Origin of the sequence: Lentzea alba (assembly GCF_011067745.1) — a bacterium.
In the GTDB taxonomy this organism is placed as follows: domain Bacteria; phylum Actinomycetota; class Actinomycetes; order Mycobacteriales; family Pseudonocardiaceae; genus Lentzea; species Lentzea alba.
The window spans coordinates 1,555,958-1,582,484 of the sequence record NZ_JAAMPJ010000001.1 but is presented as its reverse complement, the minus strand read 5'-3'; the positions used below and the strand labels follow the sequence as shown (position 1 = coordinate 1,582,484).

The window sequence follows — 26,527 nt, the reverse complement described above, 5'->3', positions numbered from 1 at the left end:
ATGGCGCACCACGTGACCGTGATGAGCCGCGAGTCGTGCCACTCGTGCCACGTCGCGGAGGCCGAGATCGAGCGGATCTGCGGCGAGATGGGCGCGACCTGGTCCGTCGAGGACGTGGACGCCGACCCGGAGCTGCGGGCCGAGTACGGCGACCGGGTGCCGGTGTTCCTGGTCGACGGGGCCGAGCACGGGTACTGGAAGGTGGAGGAGGACCGCCTGCGGGCGGCTCTCGCGGGGTAGCCGGCTCTGGTTGTCGACCGTAGGTGGTTACCGCCGTCTTACGACCTGAGCAAACCAGGGCCTTCACGGTGTCGAATTAGAGGCATGAAGCCCCTCAAGGCCGCGTTCACCGGACTGCTCGCGATCATCGCCGCGCTGGCGGCCGGGCACCTGGTGGCCGCCTTCGTGGGGCCCAGCGCCTCGCCCTACCTCGCGGTGGGCAACGCCGCGATCGACCTCACCCCGTCGTGGCTGAAGGACTTCGCGGTCACGACCTTCGGCACCTACGACAAGCTCGTGCTGCTCACCGGCATGGCGCTGGTGCTGGCCGGCCTCGGCGTCGCGGCGGGCCTCGCCAGCCGCCGGAGCGCCACGCCGGGGTCCGTGGTGGCGGTGGTGCTGGGGATCGTGGGCGTCGCGGCCGTGCTGACCAGGCCGGACGTCGGTCAGCTCGCCGTGCTGGCGCCGTTGGCCAGCCTCGCCGCGGGGCTGTACGTGTTCCGGTTCCTGCACAAGGAGGCCGAGCCGAGCGAGACCAGGCGCGACTTCCTCGTCACGGCCGGGCTCGCGGTTGCGGCGGGTGTCGCCGGTCAGCTGTTCGGCAGCCGGACGGACGTCGAGGGGTCGCGCAGGGCCGTCGGTGACCTCACGCCCAGGACGAAGGCGCCGGAGATCCCGATCGGCGCCGACTTCGTCAAGGACGGGACGCCCAGCTTCATCACCAGCGGCAAGGACTTCTACCGGATCGACACGGCGCTCAGCGTGCCTCGGATCCGGGCCGAGGAGTGGGCGCTGCGGGTGCACGGGATGGTCGAACGGCCGATGGTGCTGACCTTCGAGGAGATCCGGCAGCGGGACCTGGTCGAGGAGACGGTGACGCTGACCTGCGTCTCGAACGAGGTGGGCGGGCCGTACATCTCCACCGGGAAGTTCGTCGGGGTCAAGATCGGTGACATGCTGCGGGAGGCGGGCGTCAAGGCCGGCGCCGACCAGCTGTTCAGCACGAGCGACGACGGTTTCACGGCCGGCAGCCCGCTCGACTACGTGCTCGAACGCGGAATGATCGCCATCGGGATGAACGGCGAGCCGCTGCCCGCCGAGCACGGGTTCCCCGCCCGGCTCGTGGTGCCCGGGTTGTACGGATACGTGTCGGCCACCAAATGGGTGACGGATCTGAACGTGACCACGTTCGCGAAGGAACAGGGGTACTGGATCCCGCGCGGGTGGGCCGCCAGGGCGCCGATCAAGACGATGTCGCGGATCGACCGGCCCAAGGGGTTCGCCAGGGTGCAGGGCAAGACGGTGGTCGCGGGGACGGCCTGGGCCCAGCCCAAGGGGGTGGCCAAGGTGGAGGTCCGCGCGGACGGTGGCGCCTGGCAGGAGGCCGAGCTCGGGGCGGACGTCAGCGACAGCACCTGGCGGATGTGGCGGATCGAGCTGGATCTCAAGCCGGGGAACCACTCGGTCGAATGCCGGGCCACGGACAAGAGCGGCTACACCCAGGACCAGGCGCGGCTGGATCCCGTTCCGGACGGGGCGACCGGGTGGCACTCGATTTCGTTCTCGGTCGAGTAGGGCGTCGCGGGATCCGGTGACAACCTCACGGTGAACGGCGCTTCGGTGCTGGTCACGCCCTGTGACCAGCGCTGTGACGCCCGAGCGCCGACTTTGTGCATGCGTTCACAAGCGGTACGGTGTGGGTATCACCAACGCCGCGGGTCCCTGCGGTGAAGCACACCCGGAGGTCGGAGAGCGTGGCATCACAGCGGGGCGAAGGTGAGATGAACACCACCCCTGCAGAGCCTGCCGACAGGGAGCGCGCTCGTGCGATTCCCGAGGCGGCGGTGGCCAGGCTCGCCGTGTACCTCCGCGTGCTGTCCGGCATGGCCGACCAGGGCGTCAACGCGGTGTCGAGCGAGGAGCTCAGCCAGGCCGCCGGCGTCAACGCGGCCAAGCTCCGCAAGGACCTGAGCTACATCGGCTCGTACGGCACGAGGGGCGTCGGGTACGACGTCGAGGTCCTCGTCAGCCACATCGAGCGCATCCTGGGCCTCACCCGCAACCACTCGGTGGCCGTCGTCGGCATCGGTAACCTTGGTCACGCTCTGGCCAACTACGGCGGGTTCCCCGGCCGTGGTTTCCCGGTCACCGCGTTGTTCGACGTGGACGCCGATCTCGTCGGAATCCCTGTTGGGGGCATTCCCGTCAGTCACATCGACGACATCACCGCGGTCTGCGTGGAACGCGAGGTCTCGATCGGGGTCATCGCGACACCGCCGCCCGCGGCCCAGTCGGTTTGCGACCGTTTGGTATCTGCGGGCGTCCAGTGCATTCTGAACTTTGCACCAGTTGTCCTTCAGGTTCCAGACAACGTCGAGGTGCGCAAGGTTGACTTGGCGGTCGAGATGCAGATCCTGTCGTTCCACGTCGCTCGACGTGCGGACGAGGCTGCGGGCGTCTCGGTCGGCAACAACGGACTCGGTGTGGACGGGATGGTGATTCGCCCGTGAGCGTGAGCCAGACGGCTCCGGCAGACGTGGTGAGTGCATGAGTGTGCTCGTAGTCGGTCTGTCGCACCGCACCGCCCCAGTCCCGGTCCTGGAACGCGTCACCGTGGCCGAGCCGGACCTGCCCAAGGTGCTCGGTCAGCTGCTCGCCGCCCCCAGCGTCTCCGAGGCGATGGTCGTGTCGACCTGCAACCGGGTCGAGGTCTACGCCGTCGTCGAGTCGTTCCACGGCGGCATGTCCGAGGTCGTCGACGTGCTCGCGCAGCACGCCCAGGTCGATCCGCAGTCGCTGTACGAGAACTTTTACGTGCATTACGCCGCCGCCGCCGTGGAACACCTGTTCTCCGTCGCGGCCGGCCTCGACTCGATGGTCGTCGGCGAGTCCCAGATCCTCGGCCAGCTGCGCGGTGCGTACGCGGCGGCGGACGCGGCGGGCACCGTCGGCAAGACCGTCCACGAGCTGGTTCAGAACGCGCTGCGCGTCGGCAAGCGCGTGCACGCCGAGACCGGCATCGACCACGCGGGCGCGTCGGTCGTGTCCGAGGCTCTCGGCGACGCCGAGGCCGAGCTGGGCACCCTCGTGGGCAAGCGCGCGCTGCTCGTCGGCGCGGGCGCCATGGGCGGCCTGGCCGCCGCGCACCTGCGCCGCGCCGGCATCGGCGAGGTCGTCATCGCGAACCGGACGCAGGCCAACGGTGTGCGTCTCGCCACGTCGCTGCAGGCCGAGGGCGTCCCTGCGACGGCCGTCGACCTCACCGCGCTGGCCGTCGAAATCGATCTCGCGGACATCGTCTTCGCGTGCACCGGGTCGGTCGACACGGTGGTCCGCGCGGACATGATCAGCAAGCGTTCGCGCCCGCTCGTCGTGTGCGATCTGGGCCTGCCCAAGGACGTCGACCCGGCCGCGGCCGAACTGCCGAACGTTCGTGTGGTGGACCTGGAAACGCTGCAGCGGCGGCTCTCGGACGCGCCCGCCGGGCAGGACGCCCGCCTGGCGGCCCAGCTGGTCGCCGACGAGGTCAAGGCCTACCTCGCGGGCCAGCGCTCCGCCGAGGTCACGCCGACCGTCACGGCCCTGCGCAAGCGGGCGGCCGAGGTGGTCGACGCCGAGCTCCTCCGTCTCGATTCGCGACTTCCCGAACTGGACGCCGCGACACGCGGTGAATTGGCCAAGACGGTGCGCCGCGTTGTAGACAAGCTCCTGCACACGCCGACCGTCCGGGTGAAGGAGCTCGCCTCCGCACCTGGTGGTACCGGCTACGCGGAGGCTCTCCGCGAACTGTTCGGGCTCGACCCCCAGGCTCCTGGGGCCGTCAGTCAGACCAAGCAAGCTTCAGTGGATGGTGAAACGCGGTGACCCGCACCCTACGGATCGGTACCCGAGGCAGCGCACTGGCGCTCGCGCAGACGGGGACCGTGGCCGAGGCGCTGAAGGCTGCCGGAGCACAGGTCGAGATCGTCGTCATCAAGACGCCGGGTGACCTCTCCGACGCCCCCATCGCGCAGATCGGCATCGGCGTGTTCACGTCGGCTCTTCGCGACGCGCTCGCGAACAACGAGATCGACGTCGCCGTCCACTCCTACAAGGACCTCCCGACCGCGCCGGACCCCCGTCTGGTGCTCGCGGCAGTGCCTCAGCGTGAAGACCCGCGCGACGCTCTCGTGGCGCGCGACGGACTCACGCTCGGCGAGCTGCTCCCGGGGTCCACTGTGGGCACCGGGTCCCCGCGCCGGGCCGCTCAGCTGGAGGCGTTGGGCCTCGGGCTGAACATCGTTCCGTTGCGCGGCAACGTGGACACCCGCATCGGCAAGGTTCGCAGTGGCGAGCTCGACGCCGTGGTGCTGGCTCGCGCCGGCATCGCGCGCCTCGGTCGCGCTGACGAGATCACCGAGACGCTGGAGCCCATCCAGATGCTTCCCGCACCCGCGCAGGGTGCGTTGGCAGTCGAGTGCCGGGTCGACGACGTCGACGCCGAGCACCTGATCCAGTCCACTTTGGACGATTCGGCCAGCCGGGCCGCTGTGACCGCTGAGCGCGCCATGCTGGCCGCGCTCGAGGCGGGCTGCAGCGCGCCGGTCGGCGCGCTGGCCGATGTGGTGGAAGACCTCGATGACGACGGGAAGGTCGTGTATCGGCTTTCCCTGCGCGGGGTCGCAGCGACGCCGGAGAACGATCTCCTCCGGGCGTCCGCCACCGGTGACTTGACCGAAGCTGAGGGACTCGGCCGGGCGCTGGCCGCCGAGTTGCTCGACCTCGGGGCCGCGGTTCTCAGCGGCCCAGAGGCGTAATCGATGGGGAGTGCCCTGATGACCCGCGCACGCAAGACCCCCGGACGCATCGCCTTCGTGGGCTCCGGCCCAGGCGACACCGGGCTGCTCACGGTCCGGGCCCACGACTTGCTCACCAGGGCTGAACTCGTGGTGACCGACCCGGACGTCCCGGCGGACGTCCTCGCGACCGTGGCCGAGGGAGTCGAGGTCCGCCCCGCTGTCGGCGAGGCCGCCGACGTCGCCAAGGACCTGGTGACCGAGGCGAAGAACGGCGCGACCGTCGTTCGCCTCGTCGCCGGTGACCCGCTCACCCTCGACTCGGTGGTGAAGGAGGCGCAGGCCGTCGCGAAGTCGACGATCCCGTTCGACGTCGTGCCCGGCGTGCCCTCCGGTACCGCGGTCCCCGCCTACGCGGGTGTCGCGCTCGGTGGCGTGCACACCGAGGTCGACGTCCGCGCGGTGACCGACTGGGCAGGCCTCGCCGCCTCGCCCGGCACGCTCGTCCTGCACGCCACGGGCTCGCACCTCGCCGAGGCCGCGTCGAACCTGGTCGAGAACGGCCTCGCGCCGCAGACCCCGGTCGCCGTGACCGCCGAGGGCACCGGCTTCCAGCAGCGCACCATCGACACCACGCTGGCGGCCGCGGCCGCCGACGCCGGTGAGATGGGCGGCCCGCTGGTCGTCACCGTCGGTGCCGCCGCCGCCGCGCGTTCGAAGCTCTCCTGGTGGGAGTCGCGGGCGCTCTACGGCTGGCGCGTGCTGGTCCCGCGGACCAAGGAGCAGGCCGGCGCGATGAGCGACCGTCTGCACTCGCACGGCGCGATCGCCGTCGAGGTGCCGACGATCTCGGTCGAGCCGCCCCGCAGCCCCGCGCAGATGGAGCGTTCGGTCAAGGGTCTGGTCGACGGCCGCTACCAGTGGGTCGTCTTCACCTCGACCAACGCAGTCCGCGCGGTGTGGGAGAAGTTCCGCGAGTTCGGCCTGGACGCCCGTGCGTTCTCCGGCGTGAAGATCGCCTGCGTCGGCGAGGCCACGGCCGCGAAGGTGCGCTCGTTCGGCATCATCCCCGAGCTCGTGCCGTCCGGTGAGCAGTCGTCCGAGGGGCTCCTCAACGACTTCCCGCCCTACGACGACATCCTCGACCCGGTCGACCGCGTGCTGCTGCCGCGGGCCGACATCGCCACCGAGACGCTGGCCGCGGGCCTGCGCGAGCGTGGCTGGGAGATCGACGACGTGACGGCGTACCGCACCGTGCGTGCGGCCCCGCCGCCCGCCGACACCCGCGAGATGATCAAGTCCGGTGGCTTCGACGCGGTGTGCTTCACCTCGTCGTCGACCGTGCGGAACCTGGTCGGCATCGCGGGCAAGCCGCACGCCCGCACGCTCGTCGCGTGCATCGGCCCGCAGACCGCCGAGACGGCGCGGGAGTTCGGCCTCCGGGTCGACGTGCAGCCCGAGGAGGCGAACGTGCCCGCGCTGGTCGACGCGCTGGCCGCGCACGCCGCCCGGTTGCGCGCCGAGGGAGCGCTGCCTCCTCCGCGCAAGACCAAGCGTCTGCGCCGCAGCTAGAACAAACTGAAGCCGTCGGGGCCACTCAAGAACTTTTGGGTGGCCCCTTCGACTCTCTTCCGTCAGGGAGTCAGAAACATGTACCCACTGCACCGGCCGAGGCGTCTGCGCACGACGCCCGCCATGCGCCGCCTGGTCTCCGAGACCGAGGTGCGCCCGAGGCAGCTCGTGCTGCCGATGTTCGTCAAGGAAGGCCTGGGCTCTCCGGCCGAGATCGGCAGCATGCCGGGCGTCCTGCAGCACACCCGTGACTCGTTGCGGAAGGCCGCGGTCGAGGCCGTGCAGGCAGGGGTCGGCGGCATCATGCTGTTCGGCGTCCCGGCCGAGCGTGACGCCGTCGGGTCCGCCGGCACCGACCCGGACGGCATCCTCAACGCCGCGCTGGGCGACCTGCGCGCGGAACTGGGCGACAGCACGGTCCTCATGTCGGACTGCTGCCTCGACGAGTTCACCGACCACGGCCACTGCGGTGTGCTCGCCGCCGACGGCACCGTGGACAACGATGCGACCCTGGCGGCTTACGGCGAGCTGGCCGTGGCCCAGGCCCGTGCCGGCGCTCACGTCGTCGGCCCCAGCGGCATGATGGACGGCCAGATCGCCTTCATCCGCAACGCTTTGGACGCCGCGGGCTGCACCGACACCGGCATCCTCGCGTACGCGGTCAAGTACGCCTCGGCGTTCTACGGGCCGTTCCGCGACGCCGTGGAGTCGCAGCTCGCGGGCGACCGCAAGACCTACCAGCAGGACCCCGCGAACGCCCGTGAGGCGATCCGCGAGGTGCAGCTGGACCTCGCCGAGGGCGCGGACATGGTCATGGTCAAGCCGGCGCTGCTCTACCTGGACGTGCTGCGGTCCGTCGCCGAGATCTCGGACGTTCCCGTTGCGGCGTACCAGATCTCCGGTGAGTACGCGATGATCGAGGCCGCTGCTGCGAACGGCTGGATCGACCGCGAGCGCTCGATCCTCGAGTCGCTCACGTCCATCCGGCGTGCGGGCGCGGACATCATCCTGACGTACTGGGCCGTGGAAGCGGCGCGGTGGCTGGACCGGTAAGCACCCCCGTACCGCAGCTGATCAACGTCTCGCGCTGGCTCTGGATCGCCAGCGCGAGCATCGGCATGGCACGGTTCCTCGCTCAGCTCTTCGACCGCGAGACGCTCGTGGCCGAGGCACGCCGGCAGAACCCGGCGCTGGGCCAGGATCAGATCGACGCCGGGGTGAACGGCGGGATCATGTTCGGGCTGCTGATCGCCACCGTGATCCTCGTCGCGTACACGCGGCTGGCGAACACGATGGCGCGCGGGCGCAACTGGGCCCGCATCGTGCTGACGGTGCTCGGCGCCGCGTCTGTCGCGTTCGGACTGTTCCGCTTGATCGCTTGGGGCAGCGGGATCGCCGCTCGCTTCGGGGTGACCATGCAGCCGGTCGACCTCGGTGCGACGTTCGTGACGACGGTGCTGGACGCGGCCGCGATCGTGCTGATGTACCGGGCTTCGACGCACTTCAGGAAACGCGTCACGGTGGACAGGGACTTCCTGCGGTCCTAAGTTCCGACCGTGACGTCTCCGAAGGAATCGGGCACTCCCGGCACGATCACGGCGGGCTACTGGATCGTCGTGGTCGGCTCGGCGCTCGGCGTGCTCGCCGCGTTGTACGTGATGCTGAACAAGCAGGCACTGATCGACGCGAACGTGAAGGTCAACAAGGACCCGAAGATCACGCCGGACATGATCGCCTCGACGGTCGGCATCATCGTGATCGCTTCGCTGGTGGTGACGGTCGTGCTCGGTGCGTTCGCGGTGTGGTTCGCGGGCAAGGTCCGGGGCGGCCTGAAGAAGAGCCGCACGGGTCTGATGATCACGCTGCTGCTCGGTCTGTTCTTCCAGCTGCTCACGAACACGCTCGGCGTCGTGACGACCCTGGTCGCCATCTCCGGCCTGGTGTTGTTCTACTTCCGGCAGTCGACGGACTACCTGACCGAACGCGAGCAGCTGACGTGAACGACGCTCCCCGGACGGTCCGGATCGCGGTCGGCCTCTGGCTCGCGATCGCCGTCTTCGTCGTGTTCACCACCGTCGGGCTGTGGTTCCAGCGCGGTGAGGTGCAACAGCTGACCAACTGGACGTCCGAGCAGGTCACGAGCTTCCTGACCATGCTGTCGGTGGTCGCGCTGATCTTCGTGGCGGCCTACGCCTTGCTGACCCGGCTGTTCCTGCGGCGCCGGAACTGGGCGCGGATCGCGTTGTCGTTCATCGCGATCGTGCACATGATCTGGATCCTGTTCCTCGGCGTCAGCGCCTCCAACCTGGTCACGCTTCTGCTCATCTGTGCCGCAATCGTCTTCACGTGGCAGCGGGCTACGGCACAGTGGTTGGCGGAGGTGCGTGAGCCGTGACCGATCCGCAGAACCCGTGGCAGAACCCCGCCAACACCCAGTGGCAGGACCCGTACGCCACGCCCCGCCATGACAACGTGGGCGCGGTGCAGGGCACCTACGAGGTGCACGCGGTCAACAACATGAACTATCCGATGCCACCGCTCGCGCCGGTGCTCCCGCAGGAGCTGGCGCCGGCGCGTCCGCCGACGATCACCGCGGCGATGTGGATCTGGATCGCGGGCGCCGTGCTCTCCGTCGCCGTGGGCCCGGTGCTGATGCTCACCAACATGGACTACCTCGTCGCGCAGGACGCCACCGCGTCGACGGAGGACGGTCGCCGGGCGGCCGAGCTGGGCTTCCAGATCACGACCGTGGCGCTGGGCTTCGCCATGCTCGTGGCCGCCTCGCCGTACATCGCGTTCGCGGTCGTCCTGCGCAACGGCCACAACTGGGCGCGGATCCTGCTCACGATCCTCGGCATGTTCGGGCTGGTGTGCATGGTCGGGATCACGGTGGCGGGCCTGCAGGCGCCGAACTGGCAGGTGGGTGTGTCGATCGGCATCGTCGTGATCGGGCTGACCGTCGCCGCCGTCGTGCTGCAGTTCCTCCCGGCCTCGAACCGGTTCGTCCGGTAGTGCTGTACCGGGAGTCCGGCAGCAGCTGGTGGCCGCTGCTGTGGGGGCCCGCGTTCGCGGTCGCCGGCTACCTGATCGAGCTGATCACCGGGCCCGCGTCCGTGCGGCTGTGGACGCTCGTGGGGCTCGGGCTGACGCTCGGCGCGGTCCTGTGGGTGTACGGCCGGGTGAAGACCGGCAGTGTCGTGCTGACGGCCGAAGGGGCCCAGTTCGGGCGGGAGAAGGTGCCGGTCGCGATGATCGAGGCCTGCCGGGACGTCGGCGCGCCGACCGGTGCGCGGGTGCTCGGCGGCGGCTGGTCGGTGCCGAAGGGGACGACGGCGGTGCCGTTGCGGCTGCTCGACGGCACGGTGGTGCTGGGCTGGGCGCGTGATCCGGAAGCCTTGCTCGCCGGTCTGCGCCGGGTCGTGAGAGGCTGAGCGATGTGACAGAGGCCGCTACCGAGCCAGACACGGACACGGCGCCGGACGCCGTGCCTGATCCTGTGCCGGATGCTGTTGTGGATCCCGGCCCGAGCCTGCACCAGCCCAAGCGGTGGCTCATCGCCGCGGGTGAGTTCGTCGCGATCGTGCTGCTGGTGATCGCCGCCGTGTGGTGCTGGAACCGCGGCGTCGTGAAGCTCGCGTACCCGCTCGACGGCCGTGAGCCGTTGATCTCCACGCGCTACCACGGCAACTGGCTCGGCACCGCTGCCGGAGCGATCACGCTGGCCGTGCTCCTCGGACTCGACGCGGTGCGGCAGGTCCTGCTGGCCGTGCGCACCCGGCCGCAGAAAGCCGTCGAAGCCGACGTGTGAGACTGGGGTACGTGACTGCGAGTCGATCCCAGGCCCTGTTCGAGCGCGCCTCCACGCTGACCCCCGGCGGGGTCAACTCCCCAGTGCGCGCGTTCCACTCCGTCGGCGGCACCCCGCGCTTCATGGTGCGCGGCGAGGGCCCGCACCTGTGGGACGCGGACGGCAACCGGTACGTCGACCTGGTGGCCTCGTGGGGCCCGATGATCCTCGGGCACGCTCACCCGTCCGTGGTTTCCGCTGTGCAGAAGGCCGCGGAGTCCGGCCTGTCGTTCGGCACGCCGACCGAGGGTGAGATCGAGCTCGCGGCCGAGCTGGTCGACCGGGTCGAGCCGGTGCGTCAGGTTCGCCTGGTCAACTCGGGCACCGAGGCCACGATGAGCGCGATCCGGCTGGCGCGCGGCTTCACCGAGCGGCGCAAGGTCATCAAGTTCGCCGGCTGCTACCACGGTCACGTCGACGCGCTGCTGGCCCAGGCCGGCTCCGGCGTCGCGACGCTGGGCCTGCCTTCGTCGCCGGGCGTCACCGGCGCGCAGGCCGAGGACACGATCGTGCTGCCGTACAACGACGTCGAGGCCGTGCGCGCGGCGTTCGCGGAGAACCCCGGCGAGATCGCCTGCATCATCACCGAGGCCGCGGCGGGCAACATGGGTGCCGTCGCGCCTTCCGCCGACTTCAACGCCTCCCTGCGCGAGCTCTGCGACGCCGACGGCGCGTTGCTGATCATGGACGAGGTCATGACCGGCTTCCGCGTCTCCCGCGCCGGCTGGTTCGGCCTGGAGCGGGTCGCCGGTGACCTCTACACGTTCGGCAAGGTCATGTCGGGCGGGTTGCCCGCGGCGGCGTTCGGCGGCCGCGCGGACGTGATGGCCCGCCTCGCGCCGTCCGGCCCGGTCTACCAGGCAGGCACGCTGTCCGGTAACCCCGTCGCGGTGGCCGCGGGCCTCGCGACGTTGCGCGCGGCCGACGACGAGGTCTACGCGGCGCTGAACCGCAACGCCACCCGGCTCGGCGCGCTGTTCACGGCCGCGCTGACCGAGGCCGGCGTCGAGCACCGCGTGCAGTTCGCCGGGAACCTGGTGAGCGTGTTCTTCGGTTCTTCGGAGGTGAAGGACTACGCGGGCGCGCAGGCGTGCGAGACGTGGCGCTTCCCTCCGTTCTTCCACGCGCTGCTGGAACGAGGCGTCTACGCCCCGCCGTCGGCGTTCGAGGCGTGGTTCGTCAACGCAGCCATGGGTGAAGAGGAGTTCGCCGTGATCGCCGACGCGCTGCCGCACGCGGCCCGTGCCGCCAAGGAGGCCCGCAAGTGACCCGCACCGTCGTCCACCTGCTCCGCCACGGCGAGGTGCACAACCCGACAGGCATCCTGTACGGCCGCATCCCCGGCTTCAAGCTGTCCGAGCGCGGCCAGAAGCAGGCGCTCACCGTCGCCGAGTTCCTGGCCGACCACGACATCGTGCACGTGGTCGCTTCCCCGTTGGACCGCGCCCAGCAGACCGCGGCGCCGATCGCCGACTCGCACCGGTTGGAGCTGGCGACCGACGAGCGGCTGATCGAGGCCGACAACCAGTTCGAGGGGTTGAAGGTCGCGGTCGGGGACGGGGCTCTGCGGTCGCCGCAGCACTGGTCGAAGCTGGTGAACCCGTTCAAGCCCTCGTGGGGTGAGCCTTACATCGAGATCGCTCATCGGATGCTCGGGGCGGTGCAGAAGGCTCGTGCTGCTGCTGAGGGGCATGAGGCCGTTTGTGTTTCGCACCAGTTGCCCATTTGGACGGTGCGGCGGTTCTTGGAGGGGAAGCGGATGTGGCACGACCCGCGGCGTCGGGAGTGCTCGCTGGCTTCTTTGACCTCGTTGATCTTCGAGGGTGAGCAACTGGTGCGGATCTCCTACTCGGAGCCGGTTGGGGCCACTAATCCTCGGGTGACTGGCGCATGAAGCGGTTGCTGGTGCTGTTGTTGCTTGTTGCCGGGTGTACGACTGGGAACGACGCGGCCCGGATCGGGGCCGGGGAGTTCTATCTCGTGGCGCCTGGTGGGCAGGTGAAGATCCGCTACGCGGCTTCGGAGCGCAAGGAGCTGAAGGGACTCGAGGGCGAGTCCCTGATGGAGGACGGGAAGACCATCCGGCTGTCTGATTACGCGGGGAAGCCTGTGGTGATCAACGTCTGGGGAGCTTGGTGCCCGCCTTGCCGGACTGAGGCTTCGGAGATGCAGAAGTTGTTCGACGCCGGGAACCAGGTTCTCGGGATCGACGTGAAGGAGACCGAGAAGTCTCATCCGCAGGACTTCATGAAGGTTCGGTCGCTTACTTATCCGTCCATTTACGACGCTTCGTCGCGGAGTTTCATCAACGTTTTCAAGGGAGTTCCGGCCAACACCGTGCCGTCCACGTTCGTGGTGGACAAGAACCACAAGGTGGCCGCGGTGTTCCTGGTACCGGTGCTCGCCTCTGACGTCCAACCAGTCCTGGACGAACTGACCAAGGAGTAACCCGATCGGGTGCTTCGAAAAGTCACGCGGGGGCCCCGCGTTTCCTTCTGGGGAACGCGGGGCCCCCGCGTTCCGTCAGCGAATGGGTGGGGCGGGGGCTGTTTCCCAGTTCAGGGATGGGATCTTCGCCTTGAAGGCCTTGATCATGGCGTCTCTGCCGATCGAGTTGAACTGTTTGCCCAGGGTTCGCATGATCGAGTTGGCGGTTGGGCGGTACAGGCCGGTTTTGTAGTAGCGGGCGCCTTCCACCGGGGCGATCACGCCGCCGTCCGGAGACGGTTGGCCCAGGTACTCGCCCCACTTCGCGCCGGTTGGGTCCTTGGTCACGTTGATCTCGCGCGGTTCTGCGCCGGTGTAGTCGAGGTACGGGTAGTCGTACTCGTCGGCCAGGCCGCCGATGCTGTGGCCCAGCTCGTGGATGGCGATTTGGCCCGCTTGGGCGTTGGAGCCTGAGGCGGTGGCCACCGAGCCGCCTGCGCCGCCGTACTTGGTGGTGTTGCCCAGGGCGATCACCTGGTCGGCTTCTGGGGCCAGGGCTGCGAAGTCTTTCGCCTTGGTTTCGTTCACGCACAGGAGACGTTCGGTGTTGGCGTCGCGGCCCTGGCACCAGAAGCCCATGTCCAGCGCGGTGTCCTTCAGCAGGCCCCTGGTCGGGTCGTGGTCCACACCGGACTCGGTGGAGATCACGTTCACCTGCCACACGTTGAAGTACTGCTTGTAGGTTGCGAACGGCTCCACGGCGGAGAGTTCGTCCCACTTGCTCTTCACGTTGGCGGTGTAGGTCGCCATGTCGTCGGTCGTGTAGCCATCGCCCACGAAGACCAGGTCGAAGGCGTCGGACGGGTCGCGGTCGCCGTGGATCTTGGTTACCTCGGCGGCGGACATGGCGCGGAAGTCTGTTGTCGTTTCGGCTGGGGCCTTCGGAGTCAGGGCCTGGGTGATGGTGCCGTCCTCGTTGAAGACCTCGCGCCATTCCATCGCCGGGGCGGCGCCACCGGCTGGTACCTGCGCGAACATGGCCAGCGCGGCGACGGTCAGCGCCGGGAGGACCAGCCGGGAACGATGCATGGGCTGACGCTAAGCAACCGTGATGTCACCCACAAGCGGCAATAGTCGGTACTTCCGACGCAGTCCGGTGGACGTCAAAAGTGACACCGGTCGTCGCGTGATCTGGGCAACTACCTACTCTGAGGTGTGTGAACCCCACCGATCTGGCGATCTCCGGGCCTCTGCTGCTGGCTACCGGGGTTGCTCTGCTCGCTGGATTCATCTCGTTCGCGTCGCCGTGTGTGGTGCCGCTCGTTCCCGGTTACCTGGCGTACCTCGCCGGGCTGGTCGGAGCCGAGGCGCCCCGGGTTGAGGCGAACGAGCCGGCCAAACAGGGGCGGTGGCGGGTTGCCGGGGCCTCGCTGTTGTTCGTGCTCGGGTTCACGGTTGTCTTCGCGTTGGCCTCGATGGCGATTCTCGGGGCGTCGGACGCGTTGTTCTTGAACGCCGATCTGTTCCAACGGATCGGTGGCGTTGTCACGATCCTCATGGGACTGGTCTTCATCGGGCTCGTTCCGGCGCTGCAGAAGGACGTGCGGTTCCACGCCAAGCCTCGGGCAGGGCTGTTCGGGGCGCCGTTGCTCGGGGCGGTGTTCGCGCTCGGGTGGACGCCGTGTCTCGGGCCCACGCTGGCCGGGGTGCTCGCGGTGGCGCGGAGCACGGAGATCGGGTCGTCCACGGTGCGCGGGGCCGTGCTGGTGCTCGCGTACTGCTTGGGGCTCGGGTTGCCGTTCGTGGTGCTCGCGCTCGGGGCGCGGTGGGCGTTGGGCGTCACCAAGTGGCTGCGGACGCACGCCCGGCAGGTGCAGATCTTCGGTGGCGTGCTGTTGATCCTGGTCGGGATCGCGTTGGTCACCGGGCTCTGGGGTGAGTTCGTCGGGTGGCTGCGCTACTCGTTCGTCGACGTCGTGAGGCTGCCGCTCTAGTGATCGCCTTCCTCCGCAACACGTGGCGCGGGCTCACCTCGATGAGGACCGCGCTGACCCTGCTGTTCCTGCTCGCGCTCGCGGCGATGCCGGGGGCGTTGCTGCCGCAGCTGTCGTTGAACGCGGCGAAGGTCGACGAGTACATCGCCCAGCACGGGTGGTGGGGCGATCTGCTGCTCAAGCTCGGCTTTTTCGAGGTTTATGCCACGCCGTGGTTCGCGGCGATCTACCTGCTGCTGTTCGTGTCCCTCATCGGGTGTCTGCTGCCCCGCACGTGGGAGTACTTCAAGCAGATGCGCGCGAAGCCGGTGCTGACGCCGCGCAACCTCGCGCGCATGCCGCACCACGCGCAGCTGGTGCTCGACGTGACGCCGGAAGAGGCGGTCACCAAGGCGAAGAAGGCCCTGCGCGGCTGGCGGATGGACGCCGGTGACGACACGGTCAGCGCGGAGCGCGGGTACCTGCGCGAGACCGGCAACCTCGTTTTCCACTTCGCGTTGCTGGGCCTGCTGGTGTCGTTCGCGCTGGGCAAGATGTTCAGCTACGAGGGCCAGATCATCGTGCAGGCCAACGGTGGCCAGTTCTGCAACGGCGGCGTCTTCAACTACGACTCGTTCCGGCCCGGTCTGCGCGTCGACGGCACCGATCTCACGCCGTTCTGCGTGGAGATCGGCAAGTTCTCCGCCGAGTACCTCGACAACGGCCAACCCGTCGGTTACCAGGCCGACATCCGCTACCAGTCTGGCGACGACCTGGCGTCGAACACCTGGCGGCCGTACAACCTGCAGGTCAACCACCCGCTGCGGACCGACGGCGACCGCGTCTACCTGCTCGGCCACGGGTACACGCCGACGTTCACGGTGACGTTCCCGAACGGCGAGAAGCGCACGCAGGGCATCCAGTGGCTGCCGTCCGACCAGCTCACGCTGGCCTCCGAGGGCGCCACGAAGTTCGACCCGCCGGGCATCACGGACTCCGAGCAGCGCCGCAAGAACCAGATCGCGGTGACGGGACTGCTGGCGCCGACACCGTTGCTGCACGGCAACATCCTGAACTCGAAGTACCCCGCCCTGAACAACCCGATGGTCGCCGTCGACGTGTACCGCGGCGATCTCGGCGTGGACGACGGCCGCGGCCAGTCGATCTTCTCGATCGACATGAAGATGGTCGAGCAGGGCCGGTTGCAGAAGGTCGCGCGCAAGAACCTCGCGCTGGGCGAGGAGATCGCGCTCGACGACGGCACCAAGGTGCGGTTCGACTCCGTGAACGACTGGGTGTCGTTGCAGGTCTCGCACGACCCGACGCAGGAGTACGTGCTGTTGTTCGCCGTGTTGATCATCCTCGGCCTCGGGGTGTCGCTCACCGTCAAACGCCGCAGGGTGTGGGTGCGTGCGACGCCTCGGGACGACGGGCGTACGTTGGTCGAGGTCGGCGGGCTTGCCCGTACTGACCAGGCAGGATACGGCGAGGAGTTCACGCGGCTGGCCCGCGCGGTGCTGAACGAGGAGAAGTCCTGATGCCGGTCAACGAGACCCTGGCGACCTACAGCGACTGGCTGTACCGCAGCGCCCTCGGCGTCTACCTCTTCGCGATCTTGTTCTACGCGGTCGAGCAGGCGTTCGCCCGTGCTCCGCGCAAGGCCGCTGTCAACGCCGAGGCGCTGGTCGGAGCGGGTGCGCCGGTTCCGGGCATCCTCACCGACGAGCCGAAGAGCGAGCTGTCCAGGGCCGAGCGCATCGGCCGCATGGGCGCCGCGCTGACGGTCCTCGGCGCGCTGCTGCACCTGGGGTCGCTGGTGATGCGCGGGCTCTCCGCCGGGCGTGCGCCCTGGGGCAACATGTACGAGTACATGTCGCTGCTGTGCCTGGCCGCGGTGGTGACGTGGATCGTGCTGATGGCGAAGTTCCCGATCCGCCGCCTCGGCGCGTTCGTGCTGACGCCGATCCTGATCCTGCTGTTCCTCGGCGGCACGGTCCTCTACGCCGAGTCCGCGCCCGTCCAGCCGGCGCTGCGGTCGTACTGGCTGGTGATTCACGTCTCGGTGATCTCGATCTCGTCGGGCGTGCTGCTGATCCCCGGTGTCACGTCGATCCTCTACCTGCTCAAGGACAGCAAGTCGGACCGCTTCCCGAAGCTGCCGAGCGCCGACGTGCTCGACCGGATGTCGTACCGGACCACCGTGCTGGCGTTCCCGCTGTTCACCGCGGGCATCATCTGCGGCGCGATCTGGGCGGAAGCCGCGTGGGGCCGGTTCTGGGGCTGGGACCCCAAGGAGACGGTCGCGTTCGTCTCGTGGGTGGTCTACGCGGCGTATCTGCACGCGCGTGCGACGGCCGGTTGGCGTGGCCGTGGGGCCGCCTGGATCAACGTCGCCGGCTTCGCGCTCAACGTCTTCAACCTGTTCTTCATCAACTTGGTCACTACCGGGTTGCATTCGTACGCAGGTCTCTAACGAGTTAGCCCCCAGGTCGATGGAACCGGTGCTGGTTGCGTACCGTCGCAACCTGGGGGTCGGGGAAGTCCTGGTCCCTCTTGCTCAGGAGGGCCACAGCGGTGACATGGCAACCACCGGGTGAGGAACAGGGCTCCGGCCCGCAGTACGTCGATCCGCAGACGGCGGCCTACCTCGACCCGCAGCAGTCCGGTCCGCAGCACGTCAGCGGCGGCCAATCAGGCCCCTATCCCGTGGGCGGCAACCAGTCGGGGTCCTACCAGGTGCCCGGCAACGCCTCCGGCCCGTACCAGGTGCCGGGCAATGCCTCGGGTCCGTACCAGGTGCCGGGGAACGCCTCCGGTCCCTACCAGGTCCCCGGCAACGCCTCCGGCCCGTACCCGGTGCCCGGCGCGCAGTCCGGGCCGTACCAGGTGGGCGGCGGCCAATCGGGTGCTCATCAGGTCACCGGCGGCCAGCAGAACATGGCCCAGTACGGCCAGTTCGCCGGTGCGCAGTTCCCGAACAACTTCCCGCAGCAGGAGTACCGCTCGCAGGCGGAGCAGGTCTCGTCGCAGCAGCTGATCAAGAAGGACAAGCGGCCGCCGTCGTCCGGCTGGCGCAAGTCGCTGCACGCGATCACCGGCGGTGCCGTCAACCTGGGTGAGAGCCCCGCTGACCTGCGCCGGCGTGAGCTGATCGCGCGGATCAACCAGCCGCTGCGCGGGTGCTACAAGATCGCGATGCTGTCGTTGAAGGGCGGCGTCGGCAAGACCACGACGACGACCACGCTGGGCTCGACGTTCTCGTCGCTGCGCGGTGACCGGGTGATCGCGGTCGACGCGAACCCGGACCGCGGCACGCTGGCGTTGAAGATCCCGCGGGAGACCACGGCGACCGTGCGGCACCTGCTGCGCGACGCCTCGCGGATCACGAAGTACAGCGACGTGCGGGCGTACACCTCGCAGTCGCCGGCACGCCTCGAGGTGCTGGCGTCCGAGCAGGACCCGGCGGTGTCGGAGGCCTTCAGCGAGGAGGACTACCGGCGCACCGTGGCGTTGCTGGAGCACTTCTACAACATCGTGCTCACGGACTGCGGCACGGGTTTGATGCACTCCGCCATGAAGGGCGTGCTGGACGAGGCGAACCAGCTGGTGCTGGTGTCGTCCGGCTCGGTCGACGGCGCGCAGACCTCGGCCGCGACCCTCGACTGGCTGGAGGCGCACGGCTACCGCGACCTGGTCGCGAAGTCCGTGTGCGTGATCAACTCGGTGCGCCCGAAGTCGGGCAAGGTCGATCTCGACAAGCTCTCCGAGCACTTCCAGCAGAGGTGCCGCGCGGTGGTCCGGCTGCCGTTCGACGAGCACCTCGAAGAGGGCGCCGAGATCGCGCTGGACCAGCTCGCGCCGGAGACCCGGCTCGCGTTGCTGGAACTCGCCGCCGTGGTGGCGGACGACTTCCCGCACTCCTAGAGCCGGTCAGGTTCGCGCAGGATCACGCGAAAAGGGGCCCCGGGGTCGGGGCCCCTTTTTCGTTCACTCGTCGCGCTTGCGCTGCTCGTCGAGCTTGCGCAGGAACTCGGGGTCGTCGTCGGGTGCGATCACCTTGCGGCCCGGCGTGTACTCCGAGTGCTGCGGGGCGAACGCTCGCCACACGAGCACGGCCACGGTGAGCGCACCGATCACCGCCAGCAGGTAGATCATCTGGTCGCCACCTCCCTTTGCCACGAGATTACCCGCGGCACAGGGATTACTACGGTTTCAGTGCCGTACGGGTTCAGTCGCCTCGGTGGTGAGCTCCGAAAGCAGAGCCTTCACCTCGGTCTCACGGAACCTGCGGTGTCCTCCAGGCGTGCGAATCGAGCCGATGCGACCTGCAGTGGCCCATCGGGTCACGGTCTTCGGGTCGACCCGGAACAGATTGGCGACTTCCCCAGGCGTCAACAGGCGCTCGGTGGCTGCAGTCACTCGTCCTCCTCAGATCAGACGTTCCGGTCTGATCGTGGCATCTGACCCATCAGGTACTCGAACGCTTGTTTTTTGGTAAAGAGGTAGTAAGGGACGACGGGGGCGAACCGGACATGCTTCTTCGCACGCGGGGCGCCCACGTACTGTCACGTAGTACGGGAGGTCCCCGCGTGCGGACAGGGCATAGGGTGTCGCGGGTGGATGCTCTTGATCGACAGATCATCGCCGCACTGCGCGCCAACGGCCGGGCCACGTACGCCGATCTCGGCAGGAAGGTCGGCCTGTCCGCCTCCGCCGTGCACGAGCGCGTCGGCAAGCTCGAGTCCAGCGGCGTGATCGTCGGGTATCACGCGGTCGTCGATCCCAGCGCGGTCGGCCTGGGCGTCACCGCGCTGATCGGCATCCACCCCACCGACATCGCGGACGACAACGAGGTCGCGGTCGCACTGGGTGAGCTCGTCGAGGTCGAGTCCTGCTATCGGGTGGCGGGCGACGAGTCGTTCATCGTCAAGGTCCGGGTGGCGACGGTGGACGACCTGGAGCGCGCGCTCGGGCGGTTGCGGCGCATCCCCGGTGTTGCCCGTACGCGCACGACTGTGGTGCTGTCCACGCGGTTCGAGGGGCGGCCGAACACCGGCGACGAGGACGACGACGTAACCTGAACGGGTGCTCGCTCGCGACGTGACGCTTTACGTTCTCGCCCGCCTCGGCCTCGTGGCGGTCGTCACGGGTGTGCTCGTGCTGTTCAAGGTTCCTTTGCTCGTCGCACTGGCCGTCGGCGTCGTCGTGGCCCTGCCCGCGTCGTTGTTCCTGTTCAAGGGGCTGCGGCAGCGCGTGGCCGTCGGGTTGAACGAGCGCCAGGCGGTGCGTCAGACCGAGCGGGACAAGCTGCGCGCCGAACTGCGTGGTGACGAAGGTCCTCTCACCCAGGCATAGGCCGTTTGCGCGGTTATCGTGCCGCTGTGAGTACCTCTGTTGACCGCTGTTGTAGCAGGACCAGGCACTGGGTGCGCGAGGCCGTCGGGATCATCGAGGCGGACGCGAACCGCAGCGCGGACACCCATCTGCTGCGCTACCCGCTGCCGCTCGACTGGGGCATCGACCTCTACCTGAAGGACGAGTCGACGCACCCCACGGGTTCGTTGAAGCACCGGCTGGCGCGGTCGCTGTTCCTCTACGCGATCTGCAACGGCTGGATCACCGGTGGCACGCCCGTGATCGAGGCGTCCTCCGGTTCGACAGCGGTGTCCGAGGCGTACTTCGCGCGGCTGCTGGGGCTGCCGTTCATCGCGGTGATGCCCCGCTCGACCTCGGCCGAGAAGGTCTCGCTGATCGAGCGGCAGGGCGGCAGGTGCCACTTCATCGACGACCCGTCGACGATCTACGACGAGTCGCGGCGGCTCGCGTCCGAGCTCGACGGCCACTTCATGGACCAGTTCACGCACGCCGAGCGCGCGACGGACTGGCGGGGCAACAACAACATCGCCGAGTCGATCTTCGACCAGATGAAGCTGGAGCCGTCGCCGGAGCCCGAGTGGATCGTGGTGGGTGCCGGCACGGGCGGTACGTCGGCCACGATCGGCCGGTACATCCACTACCAGAAGCTCAACACGCGACTGGCCGTCGTCGATCCCGAGCACTCGGTGTTCTTCGACGCGTGGCGCGACGGCAACCCGGATCTCGTGGCCACGCGTGGCTCGGGGATCGAGGGGATCGGGCGGCCGCGGGTGGAGCCGTCGTTCATCGGTCAGGTGATCGACCGCATGATCAAGGTCCCGGACGCGGCGTCCGTGGCGACCATCCGGTACGTCGAGGACCTGCTCGGGCGGCGCGTCGGCGGGTCGACCGGGACGAATCTCTGGGGAGCGTTCGAGATCGTGGCCCAGATGCGGCAATCTCGCACGCGCGGAAGCGTGGTGACTTTGCTGTGTGACGGCGGCGAGCGTTACGCGAACACCTACTACGACGACTCATGGGTATCCGCACAAGACATGGATCTCGACCCGTGTCTTGAACGCCTGAACAACTTCCACCGCACGGGGAACTGGTGACGAGAGTTGTGCGTCACAGCGTGACCTGAGCACCTGAGTCCGCAGGGGGGACGCTGTGTCGTCGCTGTTCACCGACGCGGCCGAGTTGCGCGCGTACGCCGAGTACCTGCGCACCGAAGCCCAAGAGTTCGAGACGATCCGCAAGTACGTCCACGCCACGGCGTGCGACAAGGCGGGCTTCACCGGCCTGCTGACGTTGCTGCAGCCGGGCGTGGACATCGTGCGGGCGCTGTTCGACGAGACGCTCGACTTCGGCAAGTCGAAGCTCGAAGGCACGGCGACCGCCGTGGACGCGACGGCCGACACCTACGAGGCCATCGACCGCGCTCAGATGGCGATCTTCAACAGGATCCTCGGGTGACCGCCACCGGGTACCAGGACCCGCGTCCCGTCGCGGCGTCGCTGAAGCAGCCGGAGGTCGACCGGGCGTCGCTGAACGACGTCCTGCAGGACCAGGGCTGGGGTGTGCAGGCGGTCAACTGGGTGTTCGAGGCCGTCACCGGTGAATCGCTGGTCGCCACGATCATCACGCCGATCACCGGTGACTGGTCGAAGATCCGTGCCGACGGCGACGCGTGGCGCATGGTCGGCAACGCGATGAACGACGTCTCGTACAACCTCACCGACGCGGTGGGCAAGGTGCGCGACCACTGGGACGGCGACGCCGCCCGCGCCCACGAGAAGTACGTCGCGCTGGGCTGGAAGGCCGCCCTGTTCGCGGAGATGGGCGTGGCTCAGCTGATCGCGAAGGGCTTCGACACGGTCGCCGCCGGCGCCGAGGCCCTGGGCAAGCAGGCCGCGCGCCTGCTCGACTACCTCGTCAACAAGCTGCTCGAGGCCGCCGCCACCGTCTGGATCCCGGTCGCCGGCTGGATCAAGGCCGCCGAGATGGTCTGGAACGCGTACCAGATCTACCGCCGCGTCATGGACATCATCGACACGGTGCAAAAGCTCATCGCCGATGTGAAGTCGCTCTTCGACGCCGTCGGCCGCGTCTTCTCCGCCATCGGCAAGCTGAAGGACGCCGACTCCCTCGCCGAGGCCATGAACGCCACCCAGGAGGTGGCCGAGGCCGGTCGCGACGTCCGCAACTCGATCAACGACATCCGCGACGACATGACGTCGATCAAGGACTCCGCTTCGGAAATCGCGGACCGCGGCCACGACGTGGCCTCGAAGGTCCGCGAGTTCACCCCGGTGGCCGGCGACTCCTCCGACGGCACCAAACCTGCGGCCGTCTCCGCCGTGGCCCCCGGCGGCGCCCCCGTGGCCCCACCCCCGACCGTGCACGGCGGCCCCGACACGCCCACGCACACCGCCGCCGCCGCAGCTGGCCCCGCTGTCGCCGCGCCACCGTCGCTGGGCTCCGGCGGCGCTGGTTCTGGTGGTGCTGGTTCTGGTGGCGCTGGTTCCGGCGGCGTTCCTTCCGGTGGCTCCGGCGGTGTGCCTGCCGCACCCCACGGCTCCTCCGGCGGGCCTGGCGCCCACGGCCCAGCCGCTCCGCCCCGCCTGGACACCACCCACACCGCGGGAGCAGCCCCCGCAGCGGCCCCACCGTCCCACCAGACCCCGATGGGCGGCGCAATGCCCATGGGCGCCCCCATGGCGCCCGGCGGCGGTGGCGACCAGACTCGAAGCTCAGGCTCCCGCCCTGGCGCGGGCGGCGTGCCGGCGTTCCCGTCCGCAGGCGCCCCCTCGGGCCAGGCCAAGCCGCCCACCAGCGGCCTGCCCTCGCCACCCAGCTCAGGCCTCCCCACCCCGCCCGGCTCGGCCACTTCAGGCGGTTCTGGCGCCGGCGGCCCTGGCACCGGCGGTCCTGGTTCCGGTGGTCCCCGCTCTGGCGGCTCGGGCCTGCCCACGCCGCCGTCCGGCCCTGGCACACACGCGCCTGGTACCGGCGGTGCCCACTCGACTCCCGGCTCTGCGGGTGCACCGCACACGCCGGGCGGCGGCCTGCCAACGCCGCCGAACTCGGGTAGCCACCCGTCCGGCAGCGGCCTGCCAACGCCTCCCCACTCGGGTAGCCAGACGCCGGGCTCCGGCCTGCCGACCCCGCCGAACTCAGGCGACCACCCGACCGGCACCGGCGGCACGCACCCGACGCCAAGCGGCTCGGGCCTGCCGACCCCTCCCGACCACCCGACAGCCGGCACGGGCACGGCAACAGCCCCAGCACCTGCGGGCACCGGCGGCGGCCTCCCGTCGCCTCCCGGCCACCCGACGCCAAGCTCAGGCGGTGGCCTGCCCTCGCCTCCCGGCCACCCGTCTCCGAGCACCGGCGGCGACCTGCCGTCGCCTCCGGGACACCCGTCTCCGAGCTCTGGCGGCGGCCTGCCGTCGCCACCCGGACACCCGAGCACGAGCACGGACCACCCGTCACCGACCGGCTCGCCCACGGCTCCGTCCGGCACCACGCCGCACGACTCGTCGGGCACTCGTCCGCACGACACGACGCCTCATGACGGCGGCACCCGTCCGCACGACGGCACGCCAAGCGACGGCGGGACGCGGCCACACGACACGACCCCGCACGACCAGTCTGGGACGCGGCCGCACGACACCACGCCCACCGGGGCGACGGACACCAAGCCGCACGACGCTCCGGACGGCACCAAGCCGCACGACACGACTCCGCACGAGTCCGGCACCAAGCCGCACGAAGCGGGCGCCCAGCCTCACGACACCGGCAAACCGCACGACGCGGACCCGAAGCCGCACGACGGCGACACCAAACCGCACGACGGCGACACCAAGCCACATGACGCCGACGGCAAGCCACAGGACGCCGACGGCAAGCCCCACGACGCCGACGGCAAGCCCCACGACACCGATGCCAAGCCGCATGACGGCGACGGCAAGCCCGACGACGGCAAGCCCCACGACGGCGACGCCAAGCCCGACGACGGCAAGTCGCACGACACCGACACCAGCGGTGCCGAAGCGGGCGGTGTCGAGGACGCCAAGCCGCACGACCCCCAGCCCGACCACAACCCCACCCCGGCCGACCACGACGCCGACGCCAAGCCGCACGGCGAGAACGCGGCGACCACCGAAGGCCACGAGAACGCCCCGAGCAGCCCGTCCACCGGCCCCGACCTCAAGGGCCACTTCGACGCCGCCGCCATGGCCGCGCAGGGGCAGGGTTACCAGCACCAGCTCGAGCAGATCCTGCCCAACCAGGCGGATCGGGACCGGTACGTCGAGCTGAGCACGAAGCTGTCCACCGAGCTCAACGCGCAAGAGGCCCAGCACGTCGCCGACGTCCGCAACCAGATCAAGGTCGGCACCGGCGACATCGTCACCAAGGCGCTCAACCAGAGCGCGCTCGACACCTACCTGCCGAACCAGCCGCACGCCCCAGGCAGCAAGCCGGAGACCTGGCAGAACCAGATGGGCGGCTCGATCGCCCGCGGCCAGGACGTGGTCGGCGACAACACGCCACAGGGGTTGCGCGACAGCCTCGCCCTCGACGACAAGGGCAAGGGCTGGACGCCCATTCCCGCGGGCGCGCAGACCGCGATGCAGCTGCGGTACGAGGTCACCGACCAGAACGCCGGCAACCACAACGTGCCGTTCGGCGGGCCGAAGAAGGACGTGGCCGACTACCAGTCGCCGCAGGAGCAGGCGCACTACGAGGCGTCGCAGAAGCAGATGGCGGCCGCCGGTGGGTCGGCGAAGGTCTACGACGGGTACGACCCGTTCACCGGTACCGGCTCCACGATGGGCGGCATGCCGGAGTGGCGGGTCGACGGCGGCACTCCGTTGCCTGATCGTGCCGAGATCTGGCAGGTGAACGCGGACGGAACTGAGAAACTGCACGCCGTGTACGACCGCAAGTTCGGCTGGACGAAGCTCTGATGACCCACTACTCGCAGGAGATGGCCGAGTACCGCGGCGAGGTCTACTTCGCCGGGGCGGAAGGCGACGACCACGTCTGGATCCGCAAGGTTCCCGGCACGGTCTACGCCAACCAAGAGGCCTTCGAGACCTACAACGGCCGTGAGCTGAAGACGGTCGCCAAAGAAGAGCTCGACGCCTGGTACCGCGAGACCTGCACGGCCACCTGGCGCGGGCAGCCGTTCAACATCGTCTCCACGAACAACGGCAAGGCGGAGGCGGGGTACGCGGGCGGCGAGTACGTCTGGGCCGCGCAGAACGGGCTCGAAGGCGACCAGTACAACGGGTACCGGAGCACGCTCGACGTCGGCGAGCTCACCGACGTGCAGGTCGACCGCACCGATTTCCTGGCGCGGTGGAAGGAGAACCGGGGATGAGCACGCCACAGGTCGTGCGCAAGGCGGCTGGAATCGGGCCGGAGACGATCCTGCAGAAGATCGTGCACCCCGCGATCGCGCAGCTCTACCTGGGCAACGTCGTCGTGCCGGGCAAGTTCGAGCCGCACCGCGCCGCCGGGTTCGTCACGCGCGGGCAGGACTTCCCGCAGGGCACCTCCGACCAGTTCGCGGAGGCGTTCGGCGTCGACAAGGTCGCGGACTGGCCGAAGGGCACGCAGTACCTGCTGCGGTTCCTCGCCCACACCACCGAGCTCTTCGACACCAGCTTCGGCGGCCCGACGCTCGACGGCGCGCAGAAGATGGGCACGACCCGCGTCTACCCCGTGCCCTTCACCGGCACCGGCTACACGCCCAGCGCGAACCCCATCCCCGAGTACGTCATGGAGCTCGCCGAACTCCCCGCGGGCAGCGAACTGTGGCGGTTCGAGCCCACCGGCGAGGGGCGCAGCGTCGGCAAGTACGTCAACCGTCAGACCGGCTGGATCCCCACGGGCGACGTCGGCTTCGGGCCCGGAAGGTATTGGCAGGCCCCGGTTCCGCTGCGTCCGACTGTCCGTCGTGGACTGATCGGCCAGTACCGGGACCAGCACTTCGACGTCGACTTCGGGCCCACGCCCGGCTCGGTGCTGCTGCACCCGCTGGCCGGTCAGCCCGTGCCGCCGGACTTCACCGACGGGTTCCTCGAGGTGCCGGACGCGGTCGTCGAAGAGCTCCAGCTGGTCCGCACGCTCTGCACGTACCGGGGCGCCGAGTTCGAGATCATCGGCGTCCTGGGTGAGCAGGCCGTGCTGCACTTCCTCGGCGAGAACTACGAAACCGCCCAGCAGCTCGGTCTGTCCGAAGTAGACTTCCGGCAGTGGCGAACCCTTGCTCAACGCAACGAGGTGAGCGACATCCGCGGCGATGCGAGGCCGATTCAGCGCGGGCTCTTCGCGAGGGAGAACTAGCA

At 69.3% G+C, this 26,527-nt stretch carries 30 protein-coding genes; 27 read left to right on the top strand and 3 right to left on the bottom strand.

The window, feature by feature from the left end; all coding sequences use genetic code 11:
• The 16 genes from G7043_RS07700 (at position 1) to G7043_RS07625 (ending at position 12,861) form a co-directional block, all read left to right on the top strand.
• Positions 1-240, top strand: a complete 240-nt coding sequence (locus G7043_RS07700; protein WP_166044768.1) for a glutaredoxin family protein — start codon at positions 1-3, stop codon at positions 238-240.
• An 84-nt stretch (positions 241-324) separates the two neighbouring features.
• Positions 325-1,794 carry a molybdopterin-dependent oxidoreductase gene (locus G7043_RS07695; protein ID WP_166044767.1) on the top strand — a complete coding sequence of 490 codons (1,470 nt, stop codon included), beginning with the start codon at positions 325-327 and terminating at the stop codon, positions 1,792-1,794.
• 206 nt (positions 1,795-2,000) lie between these two features.
• On the top strand, positions 2,001-2,729 hold the full coding sequence (locus tag G7043_RS07690) for a redox-sensing transcriptional repressor Rex (protein ID WP_166044766.1): 729 nt from the start codon (positions 2,001-2,003) through the stop codon (positions 2,727-2,729).
• A gap of 37 nt (positions 2,730-2,766) precedes the next feature.
• A complete protein-coding gene (locus G7043_RS07685) occupies positions 2,767-4,083 on the top strand; it encodes a glutamyl-tRNA reductase (protein ID WP_166044765.1) in 1,317 nt (438 codons plus the stop codon).
• Positions 4,080-5,015, top strand: coding sequence for a hydroxymethylbilane synthase (hemC, locus tag G7043_RS07680; RefSeq protein ID WP_166044764.1), 936 nt, complete (start codon positions 4,080-4,082; stop codon positions 5,013-5,015). The genes G7043_RS07685 and hemC overlap by 4 nt, the downstream gene beginning before the upstream one ends.
• Before the next feature lie 18 nt (positions 5,016-5,033).
• Positions 5,034-6,566, top strand: coding sequence for a bifunctional uroporphyrinogen-III C-methyltransferase/uroporphyrinogen-III synthase (locus G7043_RS07675; protein WP_166044763.1), 1,533 nt, complete (start codon positions 5,034-5,036; stop codon positions 6,564-6,566).
• 78 nt (positions 6,567-6,644) lie between these two features.
• On the top strand, positions 6,645-7,619 hold the full coding sequence (gene hemB, locus G7043_RS07670; protein ID WP_166044762.1) for a porphobilinogen synthase: 975 nt from the start codon (positions 6,645-6,647) through the stop codon (positions 7,617-7,619).
• Positions 7,604-8,113: a hypothetical protein gene (locus tag G7043_RS07665; RefSeq protein WP_166044761.1), complete on the top strand. Its 510-nt coding sequence runs from the start codon at positions 7,604-7,606 to the stop codon at positions 8,111-8,113. The genes hemB and G7043_RS07665 overlap by 16 nt, the downstream gene beginning before the upstream one ends.
• A 9-nt stretch (positions 8,114-8,122) precedes the next feature.
• Positions 8,123-8,566: a hypothetical protein gene (locus G7043_RS07660; protein ID WP_166044760.1), complete on the top strand. Its 444-nt coding sequence runs from the start codon at positions 8,123-8,125 to the stop codon at positions 8,564-8,566.
• The gene (locus G7043_RS07655) at positions 8,563-8,961 is read left to right on the top strand and encodes a hypothetical protein (protein ID WP_166044759.1); all 399 of its coding nucleotides are present in this window, start codon (positions 8,563-8,565) and stop codon (positions 8,959-8,961) included. The genes G7043_RS07660 and G7043_RS07655 overlap by 4 nt, the downstream gene beginning before the upstream one ends.
• Complete coding sequence (locus G7043_RS07650; RefSeq protein WP_166044758.1) at positions 8,958-9,578, top strand: hypothetical protein; 621 nt, start codon at positions 8,958-8,960, stop codon at positions 9,576-9,578. The genes G7043_RS07655 and G7043_RS07650 overlap by 4 nt, the downstream gene beginning before the upstream one ends.
• The gene (locus G7043_RS07645) at positions 9,578-9,997 is read left to right on the top strand and encodes a hypothetical protein (RefSeq protein WP_166044757.1); all 420 of its coding nucleotides are present in this window, start codon (positions 9,578-9,580) and stop codon (positions 9,995-9,997) included. Before G7043_RS07650 ends, G7043_RS07645 begins: the two co-directional genes overlap by 1 nt.
• Positions 9,998-10,002: 5 nt before the next feature.
• Positions 10,003-10,374 carry a hypothetical protein gene (locus G7043_RS07640; RefSeq protein ID WP_166044756.1) on the top strand — a complete coding sequence of 124 codons (372 nt, stop codon included), beginning with the start codon at positions 10,003-10,005 and terminating at the stop codon, positions 10,372-10,374.
• An 11-nt stretch (positions 10,375-10,385) separates the two neighbouring features.
• Positions 10,386-11,681 (top strand): glutamate-1-semialdehyde 2,1-aminomutase, encoded by a 1,296-nt coding sequence (gene hemL, locus G7043_RS07635; RefSeq protein ID WP_166044755.1) that lies wholly within the window; start codon positions 10,386-10,388, stop codon positions 11,679-11,681.
• Positions 11,678-12,307 (top strand): histidine phosphatase family protein, encoded by a 630-nt coding sequence (locus tag G7043_RS07630; protein WP_166044754.1) that lies wholly within the window; start codon positions 11,678-11,680, stop codon positions 12,305-12,307. The genes hemL and G7043_RS07630 overlap by 4 nt, the downstream gene beginning before the upstream one ends.
• A complete protein-coding gene (locus G7043_RS07625; protein ID WP_166044753.1) occupies positions 12,304-12,861 on the top strand; it encodes a TlpA disulfide reductase family protein in 558 nt (185 codons plus the stop codon). The genes G7043_RS07630 and G7043_RS07625 overlap by 4 nt, the downstream gene beginning before the upstream one ends.
• A gap of 75 nt (positions 12,862-12,936) precedes the next feature.
• Here G7043_RS07625 and G7043_RS07620 read toward each other — a convergent pair whose 3' ends face one another.
• The gene (locus tag G7043_RS07620; RefSeq protein ID WP_166044752.1) at positions 12,937-13,929 is read right to left on the bottom strand and encodes a M64 family metallopeptidase; all 993 of its coding nucleotides are present in this window, start codon (positions 13,927-13,929) and stop codon (positions 12,937-12,939) included.
• A 128-nt stretch (positions 13,930-14,057) separates the two neighbouring features.
• Between G7043_RS07620 and G7043_RS07615 the strand changes: the two genes are divergently transcribed.
• The 4 genes from G7043_RS07615 to G7043_RS07600 all read left to right on the top strand — a co-directional run bounded on the left by G7043_RS07615 (position 14,058) and on the right by G7043_RS07600 (position 18,737).
• Positions 14,058-14,834: a cytochrome c biogenesis CcdA family protein gene (locus G7043_RS07615; protein ID WP_166044751.1), complete on the top strand. Its 777-nt coding sequence runs from the start codon at positions 14,058-14,060 to the stop codon at positions 14,832-14,834.
• Positions 14,835-14,875: 41 nt separating this feature from the next.
• The gene (resB, locus tag G7043_RS07610; RefSeq protein WP_166044983.1) at positions 14,876-16,351 is read left to right on the top strand and encodes a cytochrome c biogenesis protein ResB; all 1,476 of its coding nucleotides are present in this window, start codon (positions 14,876-14,878) and stop codon (positions 16,349-16,351) included.
• Complete coding sequence (gene ccsB / locus G7043_RS07605) at positions 16,351-17,286, top strand: c-type cytochrome biogenesis protein CcsB (protein ID WP_166044750.1); 936 nt, start codon at positions 16,351-16,353, stop codon at positions 17,284-17,286. Before resB ends, ccsB begins: the two co-directional genes overlap by 1 nt.
• Positions 17,287-17,387: 101 nt before the next feature.
• A complete protein-coding gene (locus tag G7043_RS07600; RefSeq protein WP_313887738.1) occupies positions 17,388-18,737 on the top strand; it encodes a MinD/ParA family ATP-binding protein in 1,350 nt (449 codons plus the stop codon).
• Positions 18,738-18,800: 63 nt separating this feature from the next.
• On the opposite strand, the gene G7043_RS07595 is transcribed toward G7043_RS07600, so the two are convergent.
• Entirely contained in the window at positions 18,801-18,968 is a 168-nt protein-coding gene (locus tag G7043_RS07595; protein ID WP_086667950.1) for a hypothetical protein, read from the bottom strand.
• Positions 18,969-19,025: 57 nt separating this feature from the next.
• Complete coding sequence (locus G7043_RS07590) at positions 19,026-19,232, bottom strand: BldC family transcriptional regulator (RefSeq protein ID WP_030473853.1); 207 nt, start codon at positions 19,230-19,232, stop codon at positions 19,026-19,028.
• Between the two features lie 197 nt (positions 19,233-19,429).
• Between G7043_RS07590 and G7043_RS07585 the strand changes: the two genes are divergently transcribed.
• From G7043_RS07585 to G7043_RS07555, 7 genes are read left to right on the top strand one after another with little or no spacing between them, the layout of a single operon-like run.
• Positions 19,430-19,894: an Lrp/AsnC family transcriptional regulator gene (locus G7043_RS07585; protein ID WP_086667972.1), complete on the top strand. Its 465-nt coding sequence runs from the start codon at positions 19,430-19,432 to the stop codon at positions 19,892-19,894.
• Between the two features lie 4 nt (positions 19,895-19,898).
• Complete coding sequence (locus G7043_RS07580) at positions 19,899-20,168, top strand: DUF4229 domain-containing protein (RefSeq protein WP_313887737.1); 270 nt, start codon at positions 19,899-19,901, stop codon at positions 20,166-20,168.
• Positions 20,169-20,194: 26 nt separating this feature from the next.
• A complete protein-coding gene (locus G7043_RS07575; RefSeq protein WP_166044749.1) occupies positions 20,195-21,283 on the top strand; it encodes a PLP-dependent cysteine synthase family protein in 1,089 nt (362 codons plus the stop codon).
• A gap of 55 nt (positions 21,284-21,338) precedes the next feature.
• Positions 21,339-21,644 (top strand): hypothetical protein, encoded by a 306-nt coding sequence (locus tag G7043_RS07570; protein WP_166044748.1) that lies wholly within the window; start codon positions 21,339-21,341, stop codon positions 21,642-21,644.
• Positions 21,641-25,141, top strand: coding sequence for a hypothetical protein (locus tag G7043_RS07565; RefSeq protein ID WP_166044747.1), 3,501 nt, complete (start codon positions 21,641-21,643; stop codon positions 25,139-25,141). The genes G7043_RS07570 and G7043_RS07565 overlap by 4 nt, the downstream gene beginning before the upstream one ends.
• Positions 25,141-25,557 carry a hypothetical protein gene (locus G7043_RS07560; protein ID WP_166044746.1) on the top strand — a complete coding sequence of 139 codons (417 nt, stop codon included), beginning with the start codon at positions 25,141-25,143 and terminating at the stop codon, positions 25,555-25,557. The genes G7043_RS07565 and G7043_RS07560 overlap by 1 nt, the downstream gene beginning before the upstream one ends.
• Positions 25,554-26,525: a hypothetical protein gene (locus G7043_RS07555; RefSeq protein WP_166044745.1), complete on the top strand. Its 972-nt coding sequence runs from the start codon at positions 25,554-25,556 to the stop codon at positions 26,523-26,525. Before G7043_RS07560 ends, G7043_RS07555 begins: the two co-directional genes overlap by 4 nt.
• Positions 26,526-26,527: the final 2 nt, after the last annotated feature.